The organism is Limoniibacter endophyticus (assembly GCF_014652835.1).
Lineage (GTDB): Bacteria > Pseudomonadota > Alphaproteobacteria > Rhizobiales > Rhizobiaceae > Limoniibacter > Limoniibacter endophyticus.
The window spans coordinates 214,603-226,811 of the sequence record NZ_BMZO01000004.1 but is presented as its reverse complement, the minus strand read 5'-3'; the positions used below and the strand labels follow the sequence as shown (position 1 = coordinate 226,811).

General features: G+C 60.6%; 8 protein-coding genes, 2 pseudogenes and 1 other annotated feature. Of the genes and pseudogenes, 7 read left to right on the top strand and 3 right to left on the bottom strand.

Annotated elements, in window-relative coordinates; translation table 11 throughout:
• Positions 1 to 580 precede the first annotated feature (580 nt).
• Positions 581 to 1,495 (bottom strand): annotated as a pseudogene (locus IE151_RS07585) (integrase core domain-containing protein).
• Positions 1,254 to 1,369 (bottom strand) — a sequence feature (AL1L pseudoknot). It overlaps the preceding pseudogene by 116 nt.
• Positions 1,496 to 2,161: 666 nt before the next feature.
• Between IE151_RS07585 and IE151_RS07580 the strand changes: the two are divergent.
• Complete coding sequence (locus IE151_RS07580; protein WP_189489386.1) at positions 2,162 to 2,686, top strand: hypothetical protein; 525 nt, start codon at positions 2,162 to 2,164, stop codon at positions 2,684 to 2,686.
• A gap of 95 nt (positions 2,687 to 2,781) precedes the next feature.
• Positions 2,782 to 3,531: an IS5 family transposase gene (locus IE151_RS07575; RefSeq protein ID WP_189489385.1), complete on the top strand. Its 750-nt coding sequence runs from the start codon at positions 2,782 to 2,784 to the stop codon at positions 3,529 to 3,531.
• A 210-nt stretch (positions 3,532 to 3,741) separates the two neighbouring features.
• Here IE151_RS07575 and IE151_RS07570 read toward each other — a convergent pair whose 3' ends face one another.
• Entirely contained in the window at positions 3,742 to 4,056 is a 315-nt protein-coding gene (locus IE151_RS07570; RefSeq protein ID WP_244636654.1) for a nucleoside triphosphate pyrophosphohydrolase family protein, read from the bottom strand.
• Between the two features lie 944 nt (positions 4,057 to 5,000).
• On the opposite strand from IE151_RS07570, the pseudogene IE151_RS17945 reads away from it, so the two are divergent.
• Together IE151_RS17945 and IE151_RS07560 are read left to right on the top strand one after the other, a co-directional pair.
• Positions 5,001 to 5,517, top strand: a pseudogene (locus tag IE151_RS17945) (helix-turn-helix domain-containing protein); the annotation flags it as partial.
• 738 nt (positions 5,518 to 6,255) lie between these two features.
• The gene (locus tag IE151_RS07560; protein WP_189489384.1) at positions 6,256 to 6,897 is read left to right on the top strand and encodes a hypothetical protein; all 642 of its coding nucleotides are present in this window, start codon (positions 6,256 to 6,258) and stop codon (positions 6,895 to 6,897) included.
• On the opposite strand, the gene IE151_RS07555 is transcribed toward IE151_RS07560, so the two are convergent.
• The gene (locus IE151_RS07555) at positions 6,898 to 8,493 is read right to left on the bottom strand and encodes an ABC-F family ATP-binding cassette domain-containing protein (RefSeq protein WP_189489383.1); all 1,596 of its coding nucleotides are present in this window, start codon (positions 8,491 to 8,493) and stop codon (positions 6,898 to 6,900) included. It abuts the gene before it with no gap.
• A gap of 180 nt (positions 8,494 to 8,673) precedes the next feature.
• On the opposite strand from IE151_RS07555, the gene IE151_RS07550 reads away from it, so the two are divergent.
• The 3 genes from IE151_RS07550 to IE151_RS07540 all read left to right on the top strand — a co-directional run bounded on the left by IE151_RS07550 (position 8,674) and on the right by IE151_RS07540 (position 12,089).
• Positions 8,674 to 9,360, top strand: coding sequence for a hypothetical protein (locus tag IE151_RS07550; protein WP_210310871.1), 687 nt, complete (start codon positions 8,674 to 8,676; stop codon positions 9,358 to 9,360).
• 142 nt (positions 9,361 to 9,502) lie between these two features.
• Positions 9,503 to 10,759: a DNA-packaging protein gene (locus IE151_RS07545; protein ID WP_382344700.1), complete on the top strand. Its 1,257-nt coding sequence runs from the start codon at positions 9,503 to 9,505 to the stop codon at positions 10,757 to 10,759.
• Positions 10,760 to 10,937: 178 nt separating this feature from the next.
• Positions 10,938 to 12,089 carry a phage portal protein gene (locus IE151_RS07540; protein ID WP_189489380.1) on the top strand — a complete coding sequence of 384 codons (1,152 nt, stop codon included), beginning with the start codon at positions 10,938 to 10,940 and terminating at the stop codon, positions 12,087 to 12,089.
• Positions 12,090 to 12,209: the final 120 nt, after the last annotated feature.

Here is a 12,209-nt window from a genome sequence, read left to right as displayed (position 1 = left end):
TCATTGTTTCGCGGCTGGTGACGGTCTGCCGTGCATTGCGCGGATAGCGCTTTAGCTCCTGGTCCACTCGCTTGCAGGCTCCTGCGCGGGACTGGCAGCAAGGTGTCGGCCGATGTCGATGAGGCGAGGAGGCGGGGAGGCGATGGCGATCCCCGGCTCGCCGCGAAGGGCCGCCGGTGAGGCCGCGGGTAAGGGCCGCGGGTGAAGGCCCGCTTGCCGCGCTGACGATCTGTTCGTCTGAAGCTCTCGGGGCGCATGGGGCGCATGGGGCGTTGCGCAGCGCACGCTTGCTGGCAGGGCGCTCCCCACATGCGCATTAATCGAAACGGTCGTTGGATCTGCATCATTGTTTCGCGGCTGGTGACGGTCTGCCGTGCATTGCGCGGATAGCGCTTTAGCTCCTGGTCCACTCGCTTGCAGGCTCCTGCGCGGGACTGGCAGCAATGTGTCGGCCGATGTCATGAGGCGGGAAGGCGGGGAGGCGATGGCGATCCCCGGTTCGCCGCCAAGGGCCGCGAATGAGGGCCGCTTGCCGGGCTGACGATCTGAACCGCCCCGGGTTTGCGGGAGGCTGTTTAAGTCACGCTGCCACGGCCTGTTCTTCCAGCATAACGTAGTAGCGTTCCTCGACTTCTGCTGGCGGGATGTTGCCGATGGAGTCCAGCAGCCGGCGATTATTGAACCAGTCGATCCAGGTCAGCGTGGCGAACTCAACCGCCTCGAAGCTTTGCCATGGTCTGCGCCGGTGGATGACCTCAGCCTTGTAGAGCCCGTTGATCGTCTCGGCCAGCGCGTTGTCGTAGGAATCTCCGACACTGCCGACGGAGGGCTCGATGCCGGCCTCGCCCAGACGCCCCGTGTAGCGGATGCTGACATATTGCGATCCGCGGTCGGAATGATGAACCAGACCGCCGCGATTTGCGGGACGCCGATCGTGCAGGGCCTGTTCGGGGCTGGGGGCATGGAAGACCCGGTTTACATGGTCGCGTGGACATGGCACAGCCTTGTCCTGCACCGTGGTGCGGATAGGCTTGCCACGAATGACGCCGTGAAGGCCGAGGTCGGCCACGACCGTGCAGCGCGCGACGACAAAGCCTTCGCGCAGCATCTGACGCCAGCCTTTCCTCGTGCCGTAGACCTCGAAGTTCTCCGCAAAGACGCTCAATCTCTGGTGTGAGTTCCAGGTTCCGCTTCGCCCGCGCCGACAGCTTCTCGGGATCGACGCGCTTGGCGACATGATCGTGGTAGGTCGACGGGGCGATCGGCAGCACCCGCAGATCGACTCGACCCCGTGCGCCTCGCGGTGATCGTCGATGAACGCGATCATCGTTTGAATGGGCGGTCGAGCTTCGCTTGGGCAAAATAAGCGAACGCCTTGCGCAGGATCTCGTTGGCCTGCCGAAGCTCCCGGTTCTCCCTCAAGAGCCTTCATCTTCTTGGCCATGTCCGTCGGCACACCGGCCCTCTTGCCGGCATCGATCTCGGCCTTCTTCACCTAGTCCAGCACGGTGTGCGCCTAGCAGCCGATCTTCGCCGCTATCGACTGGCAGGCAGTTCAGCGGGAGAAATGGTCAGCCTCATGATCCCACACCAACCGCACCGCACGCTCGCGCACTTCAGGGGAAAACTTGTTTGTCGTTTTGCTCGTCATGGCTCCATCTATTTGGAAGCTGAAGCCTCCCGCAAACCCGGGGCGGTTCGATCTGCCGTTCTGTGCCTGCTATTCCAAAGCTTGCAAGCGCACGTCAAGGTCGTGCTGATACTCATTGTTTCACGGCTGGTGACGGTCTGCCGTGCATTGCGCGGATAGCGCTTTAGCTGGTCCATTCGTTTGCAGGTTCGTGCGCGGGACTGGCAGCAATGTGTCGGCCGATGTCATGAGGCGGGGAGGCGGGGAGGCGATGGCGATCCCCGGCTCGCCGCCAAGGGCTGCGAATGAGGGCCGCGGGTGAAGGCCGCTTGCCGGAATGACGATCTGTTCGTCTGAAGCTCTCGGGGCGCATGGGGCGCATGGGGCGCATGGGGCGTTGCGCAGCGCACGCTTGCTGGCAGGGCGCTCCCACATGCGCATTAATCGAAACGGTCGTTGGATCTGCATCAACGGTGGCGTTGGCTCATAATCCATCATCAATCACCAGACATATTCTCGGGGAGTAAATTCATGTCGGAACGCACCGTACGCATGTGGACGGCTCTTGCTCAATTGCAGGCGGGCGCCGCGCCCACGCTGGAACGGCTGGCTTCTGCAAGCGGCCGCCCCATGCTTCAGGTGGAGCGACGGCTTTCCAAGCTGGAACGCCGCAACCTTTGCTTCCTGGCTGATGCCAGGGCGCGGGAGGAGCAGATCGAGCGGTTGATGGCGCGGGCAATTTTCGAGATCGAGGCCATCTCGGGCATTTCGCTCGCTGGTACGACGGAAGAGGGGGGCGGCAGGCCATCGGACAGGGCCGGGCGCGCCACGGAAATGCTCGACAAAGGACGCATGGACAGCGCGACCGCCCTGCTGCGGCTGATCGAAAAAGCGCTCGATCTAAATGCCAGAACGATCAGGCCGCAGGAGGCAGGGCAGGATGATGCCGAGGATCTGGCCGAAACCATGCGTATTATCGATGAACGGATCGTGACGCTGGCAAGAGCGTTCGCCGAGGATATAGCAGCGGGGCGGGAAGTGATTGCGGCGGAGTAGTGGTGCGTGGCTAGCGGATCTGCTTAGACGCCGTTTTGACATGGGTTGAGTAGTTGGAGTGCCTGTGATTCCGGAAGGTTGCGACACTTTCTGGAATGTGGACCCCGACTATTCGTGTACAGCATAGCCGTTGCGCGACGCGATACCAGACCGATTTGACGGAAAACGAATGGCGCCTTCTGCAGCCGATGCTTCCTGAGCCACACGGGACTGGCCGACCGCGCAAATGGACGATGCGTGAAATTGTGAACGCCATCTTCTACGTTCTACGCGGGGGCATTGCCTGGCGCTTGTTGCCGTCGGATTTGATCAATCACGCTCTTGTCATGGCAGATCGGGAGCGTGTTGGCCGCGAGGCCAGTCCGACGGCAGCCATCATCGATAGCCAAAGCGTGAAAACTACTGAAAGTGGCGGACCGCGGGGCTATGATGCCGGGAAAAAGGTCAAAGGCCGCAAGCGCCATGCCCTGGTCGATACAGATGGCGGGGCGTTGCTTGTTGAGCCGCACACCGCCGACATACAGGACAGGGATGCTGGCGGGCCGCTGCTGCAAATGGCGCAGCCTTTCTTCCCCTTCATCAAGCACGTCTGGGCCGACGGCGGCTACAACCATCAACGTGTCACCGAAGCCACCAGCATTGCCGTCGAAATCGTCAAGAAGAACCCAGGTCAGATCGGTTTCGCCGTTCTGCCGCGCCGCTGGGTCGTCGAGCGCTTCTTTGTATGGATCAATCGAAACAGACGTCTCGCGAAGGACTTCGAGGCTTCAATCAAATCTGCCGCTGCTTTCCTCTATGCCGCCTCCGTAATGCTGCTCGTCAGACGATTGGCTCGATATCAATGACTTTCAAAACCGACTCTTAGAACGCGGCCATTGACTTGCGAAAAAACGCATACGTAGAGTTGCAATTCCGCGCTCAGCGCGGATCAGGAGGCGCTTCTCTAATCCGCATGTCGAGGTCAAGCACAGTTGGCGTTTTCCGGGCGAACGAGACACTTTCGCCTTCGTCGTCTGCCCGAGCCGGTCAGTTGCTGCCAGTCGCCTTAATCGAGTCTACTTATCAAGATGCCTAAGCCATTTCCGTTCGATAGCGGCTTCGATGTCGATATCGTTCTCGCGCAAATACAGGATGAACTGCCCGAACAAATCGGCTGCTTCGTTCTCCAAAGCCTCGCGAGTGCCGCCTGAACCGTCCGGATTCGGTCTGGCTCTGCCACCAAGCAACAGATGTTCGGCTGTCAGTTCACCGAGTTCCTCGGTCAGCTTGAGTAGGTACCAATCTGCGCTTCTCGGAATATCATGCACGCGTGCGTAAAGTTCGCCGACTTGACCTATCCGGTCGCTCAGCTCTTTGAATGTCGTGCTCATTCGATCCTCGGCAACAGAAAAGACTCAGGTTCTTTAGCCTACCAAGGATTTGCGACACGACCGTTACAATGCCCACAAGTGGCGACCTATACAGGGTCACTGTTCTACTGGAGCATTCTTCAGTCAATCCACGTTCCGCTTTTTGCAGCATTCACCGCTTTTCGCGGCCCGCGCTTCTCTCCCGGATCGGCACTCGGCCCTCCCATGATGGGCGCCAGTGGACAAGATTCCTCCGGATGAGAGACCACCTTCCGCTCCCGGCAGGGTTTACCGCCTTCATCGACGATAAAGACGTTCGTTCCAGGCTCACATGCTGCGAAAGTGGTCGCGGGGCGCCCCCGCGATTCCGTCCATCGCCGGATGCAAAGCAGAAGAGCAAGGATTGCCGGGCGATTTTATTCGAGCTGCGTTGGAGCCAGTGGTTGATCTCTAATGGTTGACTCCCCGTTGGGTGTCCATGATGCGGCCATGTGCCTTCAGCCGATTGTCCGAGACCTAATTCCGCAGAAGCACGTCTGGCGAGCCCAGACGTCCCTCTTGCCGGGGACGGCTTTGGGATCGTCGAAGTGATGCGGGGCACCGGCAAGCCGAAGACATGCGTGTGGCGATGCAGGAGCGCTTTTTGCCACCGAAGGCGTCAACGGTCTGCTCCGGGACAAGACGCGCCCCTCGCGTACCCGCCTCTGCGCGAGGACGCCGCCGCGCGGGTGGTGGAGCGCACGCGCAAGGCGCCGCCGGGCGAGACAACGCACTGGACCGTGGCGATGATGGCCGAGGAAATCGCCATCTCGGCGAGCCCGGTGCAGCGCATCTGGCGTCGCCATGGGCTGCAATCCCACCGGATGCAGCAGTTCAAGCGCTCCAACGTCCCAATTCCTTACCAAGCGGCGTGTGTCCTTTCCGCGAGATGGGTTGCACTTTTTGCCTTAGCGAGGAGAGCGAAGGCGCCTTGGCAGGAGTGCAACCGCGGGCGAGCGTCTCAGACTTGTTGCGCGGGTTCTGGATGGCGAGAAGATAGCGGCGCTGTGCCGCGAGTTCGGCATTTCCCGCAAGACCGGCCACAAGATTATCAGTCGCTGTAATGATAGCGGCCTTGAGGGACTGACAAAATCGGTCTCGCCGTCCTTACCGTCACGCCAATCAGCTTCCTTTCCAGATCGAGGCTCATCGTGCGCATCAGGCAGGACAAACCAACCGGGGTGCGCCGAAGATCAGGGGGCGGCTGGCGCGGCTTTATCCGGACGTCCATGAACCAGCTATATCGACCGTGCACGCCTTCCTCGATCGCAATGGACTGGTCGCACGGCATAAGCGGCGGCGCAACAGGGCCGAAGGAACCGCACTCCCCAATCCAGGCCAGCCAAACGATCTGTGGTGCGCCGATACAAAGGCGAGTTCATGCTGGCCGACAAGCGCTTCTGCTATCCGTTGACGATCACCGATTTTGCCGGTCGCTTTATCCGATCTCGACTACCCGTTCCACGGCCAGACCGTCACCGTCACCACATGGCCGCATCTGCTATAAACGGAAGAAGCTCAATCCCGGCCTGGTCACCGGACAGGCCATCGGGATCAAGCAGGTCGAAGACCATACTTCATGGATCGCGATCTGGGGTAGTTGAGACATGCAGGCTCGAACCTTTGCCGAACCCTTTCGGTCCAAAAGTGTTACCTATGTCTCAGGAGTAAAACGTGGCCTATGTGTCCGGAACGGACCAGCGACGTGAGGGCATCAAACGTTGGATTCGCACCACTAGACCAGCCGTGCGTCAGATGCGCCCTGAAGATAATCCGCTCTAGCATTGGCAGGCTGATCTTTGGGTTAGGATGGTGATCCGTAACTTCGGGCAGTCGGCAAGGCTGTCGAGCCGCCCGGACCTGCTGATAGCCTCGTACCAACTGCGCTCATTAAACCCGATATGTCAGATGGCACTGTGCAACGCCATGGGATTGAGCCGGATGCACACGGCCTGCCTGCGAACCGGAGGTGATCGCTCCTGAATGTCGGTGCGGAGGACCCTCATAGGCAAAGGGCTGTTTATGAAGAATGCCCGATGCCCGTGTTGGTGCAAACGAGGAAGCGGCCTCTCGACGGTGCGCAGATACTGAGGCGGCCGCGCGTTACCCCGAGAGTAAATCTGCGGGTTTCGGGTAACGGTTGCGAGCCTTAGAAAACATCTTTTGCCTCGGGTGTTTCGCATGAGAAAGAAACTGCGGACGGGTCGCTTCATCGACGGGATCAAGGACATCGCGCTGGGAACCGCTGCCACACCAAGCGGCCTGGATGATTTTCTGGAATTTCCAGCATTGGCGTATAAAATCGGGCGGTCTGAAGGCAGCGGATGGTGCGGATCGGGGTCGCGAACGAGTGCGGTCTTGGCGGGACTGGACGCCAAGGCGCACCGCAATTTCGTCTGGCTTCCCTATGTGCCCGGGAAGGTCTCCTATATTCGCGCATGCGGAATGGATGTGCTGAGCGGCGACATGACGGGATGCTGGATCGTACGCTTTCTGCTCGACGGACAGCCTTGCGTCGGCCATATCGGTACATATGACATGGTGACCGCGCCGCTGTCGCTGAAAGCGAAAGCGGCCTGGAAAAGCGCGGTCGCGAGCGGCAGGGTGAGGCTCATCAGCGGCTTCGATCCGATCGCACATCTCCCCGCCGCAGCAAGGTGTTCAAACGAGACGCAGCTGGTTTCCTACTTCGCCCTTGTCGAAAGAACCGGGAGATTTCATACAGTGGCCATGGCGCGCAGTCTGCATTCCAGCAGCGACGATCATTGGCGGGTGATCGGAACATACCCCATGAGGGGAAGCGCATTCGTCCGGCTCGACTGATCAGCCTGTGGGAGAGGCGACGATATTCTCGACAGTGTCCAGGCGAAGCGTGTCCAGAAACGCCTGATCATGGCTGACGACGAGAAGTGCGCCATCGTAGGATGTGAGCGCGCTTTCGAGAGCCTCAAGTGCATCGAGATCCAGGTGGTTGGTAGGCTCGTCAAGAATGAGCAATTGCGGCGGTTTCTTCTGGCCCAGCGTACAGGCAAGCCCGGCGCGCAAACGTTCGCCGCCGGACAGGGAGCCTGCCACGCGCATTGCATCATCGGCGCGGAAGCGGAAGCGAGCGAGGGCGGCGCGGCACTGGTTCTCGTCGGCTGACGGATCAAGTGCACGGAAATTGTCGTGTAGCGACAGCGCCGGATCGAGCAGCGCCACATGCTGATCAAGAAAGGCGAGAGGCACGAAACACTCTACCTGGCCGCAAACAGGCGTGAGCCTGCCCGCGATGAGCGCAAGAAGCGTACTTTTACCGCTGCCATTGGGTCCGTTGAGGGCAACGCGCTTCGGGCCGGTCAAAACAAGCGAGAAATCGCGGATGACGGGAGAGGCCAAATCATAGCCGCCCGTGATGCGATCCAGGCGCAGTACGCGCTTTTCGGCGCTGAGACCGGTTGAGGCGATCTGCATGTGCAAAGGCTCCAGGATTTCGATCTTCTGACGAGCAGTATCCAGCACGAACTGCGCTTCCGTTCGGCGGGCATCGCGCAAACGTGCATTCGCGCCGCTCGTGTTTTCGGAGCGGCCTTTGGCGAAATCCATCAGGATCTTGGGCTGGTCACCTTTTGTGCGGGATCTGCGTCCCGCATTGTCCTTGCGGGCCTTGCGCTCGGCGGCCTCCTGCGCGCGGGCGGCGACGGCGTTCGTCATCTTTTCGGCCTGCGCGAGGTTCTCTCGAGCGGCGGTGAGTTCCTGCGCCTTGCGTTCACGATAGGTCGTGTAATTGCCGCTATAGCGGCTGACCCCGAGCGAGGTGAGTTCCACGATCGCGTCCATCTCGTCCAGAAGTTCCCGGTCGTGACTGACGATGATCGCACCACCGCGCCAATTTCGGATCAGCTCGACCACGGCTTTGCGACCTTCACGGTCCAGATTGTTCGTCGGCTCATCGAGAAGCAGGAAGTCGGGTCCCGAAAAAGTCAGGGCTGCCAGGCCCATGCGGGCGCGCTGTCCACCCGAGAGGGAGCAAAGACATGTTTCGGGAAGAGGCGCGAGACCGAGCCGTGCGAGCGCCGTGTCCAGGCGAGCGGGGAGCGCCCAGTCAGCCTCGGCCAGTTCTTCGACAGTGGCCTGCCCCGCTTCTGCGCGGGCGAGAAGGGCCAGTGCATCCCTTGCTTCGAACAGGTCTGCGACGGTTTCGGCAGGGTTCTGGCCGATGTCTTGACGCATGAGGCCGATAGAACCGCTTCGGCTGACAGTGCCGGATGCGGGGGAAAGATCGCCGCGGATGAGGCGCAGAAGCGTGGTCTTGCCCGTTCCGTTGCGCCCGACAATTCCCACCCGTTCAAGCCCGAAGCTCAGATCGAGGTCGGAGAAGAGAGCGGTGCCGTCAGGTGTTGACCAGGTGAGACGAGAAAGAGTGATGGAAGCAGGCATGAACAGAAAACTCGCGCAACAGTACCGGAAGGGCGGAAATGGCGAAGGTCTGATCCATGGTGGAATTCCTGCATCGTGAGAATGGCATCATTACGTAATCAATTTGGAACGACATATCCAGCTCGGAGCCGGTGCTGCGTATTTGTATATAAATGAAGATAAAAAGAGGGCCGTCGCTTCATGAAGTTGGCCGATAATCACGCTTTTCTGAGTGGTTTCATGCTTGAAAAACTGGTTGCCGGCAAGAGTATACACGGCATCTTCTCTTTGCCGTCAGTGCGCGCGCTTGATAGTGTCGATCTTCCACGGAATTTCATGGTCGTTTCGGATAGTCTCTTTCATCTGGATAGCATCCCCGCCGCCTCTTTCCTTGGTCGGTTTGGTCACAGAGACACGCGGATAAACGGCGGCCCCGGTTTGCGACAGAACAGGACCTTTCAGTGGTTGCCCTATCTGCCTGGCAAGATCACTATGGTTCGACAGATGGGCCGGGATATCCTGACAGGGCCGATGTCCGGATGCTGGGTTGTCAGTTTCCTGCTCGATAATTCGCCTTACGTAGGACATATCGGTACGGATCTCAGCGCGAACTCCGAGCAGTCAGTGCAGGTCAAGAAAAGCTGGAACGCGGCAATGCTCAGCGGCCGGGTGAAACTTCTAAGCTGTTTCAACCCGGTCGGGCCAGGATTGCCAGACGCCATTTTCAAGCTCGAGCCCGAATTGCGCAAGGATTTCTACGCCGTCGTCGATAAGTCGAACGCCTATTACACGCTTATGACCGGATTAGGAAAGCAACTCATCGGCAAGGACGTGGTGAGAGTGTGCAGCTTCTATCGCATGCCACCCTCCAGCAACCTGCCTTTTTGAGTGCTGGCCGACAGCGTGTGCCGTCACGCGCCGCAGCCGCGACAGAATGCCTGCCTTCAGTATTCCTGCTGGTGAGCTCAGCCACGCCACATGTAAATGACAGGAAATGGTTATGCCGGAAGACAAAACTGGCGTGACGGGCCTGGTCCTCAGCGAACGGCAATACGCACTTGCCGGGCGCGAATGGGTCCGTCATGCGCGCAAGGAGCAATATCCGCTCGGTGGCGCGCCGGCCAACTGGCTGGTGATCGGCGGACGCGGGGCAGGCAAGACGAGACTGGGGGCCGAATGGGTGCATGGCTTCGTGCACGGATTGATGCCTTTTACGCGACGGCGGCACGGACTGATTGCACTGGTGGGCGAAACCCTGGGCGATGTGCGCGAGGTCATGATCGAGGGACCTTCTGGCCTGTTTGCCATTTCGCGCGGTGAGCGTCCGAGGCTGGAAGTGCTGCGGCGCCGGCTCCTGTGGGACAATGGCGCGGTGGCGCAGATGTTTTCCTCCGACGCGCCCGAAGGCTTGCGCGGACCGCAATTCGATGCCGCCTGGTGCGACGAGCTCGGCAAATGGCGCAATGCCGACGAGACCTTCGACATGCTGCAGTTCGGCCTGCGTCTTGGTACGCGCCCCTCGCAGATCGTGACGACAACGCCGCGCGCTACGCCGCTGATGAAGCGACTGGTGCGGGATCCGGCTTTTACGGTGAGCCGTATGCGCACACATGACAATGCGGGCAATCTTGCTGCGAGCTTCATCGCAGCGGTGGAAAAACGCTACGCGGCAACAAGGCTCGGTCGGCAGGAACTCGATGGGGAACTGATCGAGGACCGCGAGGGCGCCCTTTGGGTTCGCGAGCAATTGGAGATGGTGGTGCCGGTGGATGGGGGATCGCTTCGACGCATCGTCGTGGCGGTCGATCCACCGGCAACAAGCGGCAGGAATTCCAATGCCTGCGGGATTGTGGCGGCCGGGCTGGGCGTTGACGAACGCGCCTACGTGCTGGCCGATGCGACCGTGCAGGGAGCACAGCCGCAGGAATGGGCGCGGGCCGCAATCGCGCTTTATCACCGGCTGGGCGCAGATGCGATTGTCGCCGAAACCAACCAGGGCGGCGATATGGTGGCGGCGGTGCTTCGTACCGTGGATCCGCGCGTGCCGGTAAAAAGCGTGCGCGCGACGCGGGGCAAGTGGCTGCGCGCCGAGCCCGTGGCAGCCCTTTATATGCAGGGGATGGTGCGTCATGGCGCGCATTTTCCCAAGCTCTGCGACGAAATGTGCGATTTCGGCCCTGACGGACTCTCCGGAACCGCTTCGCCGGACCGGGTCGACGCACTCGTCTGGGCCATCTCGGAATTGATGCTGGGGCCGCAAAGCGAGCCGCAGATACGGCATTTATAAGTCTCAACGCTCGTCCCTCGATTGCTGAGCATCCCGCCAGAGGCGGGGGCTTTATGAGGGCATAGTTTGCAAGAAACTGCCGGCCTCGACCGCGGCTTCGCCGACGCCCCGTTTTGAAGGGAAAAGGTGTGAGACGCGGTTCACAGCCTTTTCAAGATTTTTCGACAAGGAGAAGAACATGCGCTTGACGGTGCCATGGCGAAGGCGTGCGCGTGTCAGCACGCAGGAGAAACAGGCGGCGACGGGCTTCATCGCCTTACAGGGCGCGGCAGAAGCGCAATGGACCGGGACCGATTACCTGAGTCTGGCGCGCGAAGGCTTCATGGGCAATGCCGTGGCGCATCGCTGCGTGCGCTTGCTGGCCGAGGCGGCCGCTGCGGTGCCGTGGCTGGTTTCGGAGAACGGGCATGAGATCGAGGACCATCCCGTGCGCTCTCTGCTCGATGCTCCGAACAGTCGGCAGGCAGGGCCCGCTTTCATGGAGGCGCTCTACGGGCATCTGCTGATTGCGGGTAATGCCTATGTCGAGCTGGTGGAGGCGGGAGGCGAAGCACGCGAGCTGCACCTGCTGCGACCCGACAAGATCAGCATCGTGACCGACGAGAGCGGTTGGCCGGTGGCTCTCGATCATCGCAGCGGTAGCGCGAAGCGCTGCATCTCGCTGGAGCAGGGCAGTGCACTGCATCTGTCGCTTTTCCACCCGCTCGACGATCTTTATGGATTTGCGCCGTTGGCGGCGGCCCGAACGGCGCTCGATACGCATAACGCGGCGAGCCGCTGGAACAAGGCGCTGCTCGACAATTCGGCGCGGCCCTCTGGCGCACTTGTCTATGCCCCCAAGGAAGGCGGAAACCTCTCCCCCGACCAGTTCGACCGGCTGAAGGCCCAGCTCGAGGAGGGGTATGCGGGTGCAAAGCGGGCCGGACGCCCCATGCTGCTCGAAGGCGGCCTGGACTGGAAGGCAATGAGCCTTTCGCCAAGGGATATGGATTTCGGGGGCGCGCGAGACGGGGCGGCACGGGAGATTGCACTGGCCTTCGGGGTACCGCCGATGTTGCTCGGCATTCCCGGCGACAATACGTACGCGAATTATCAGGAGGCAAACCGTGCCTTCTATCGCTTGACCGTGCTGCCAATGCTGGTGCGCACCGGTGCGGCGCTTTCCGGCTTTCTGTCGCAGGCTTTTGTCGAAACAATAAGGCTCTGGTTCGATGCAGACCAGATCGAGGGACTATCGGCGGAACGCGATCAGCTCTGGAGCCGGGTGGAGAATGCAAGCTTCCTCACGGAGGATGAGAAGCGTGAGGCGGTGGGTTATGGCGCAAGGTAGCTGTGAGCAGGTTCACCGACCGCTGCCTCGAACAGATCCTCCTTATCCAGTGAGTATGAGAACCGTCACAGGTAAGCGATTTCAAGCGCCTGCAGGAGAAATCGGACTCGGTCAGGCAAG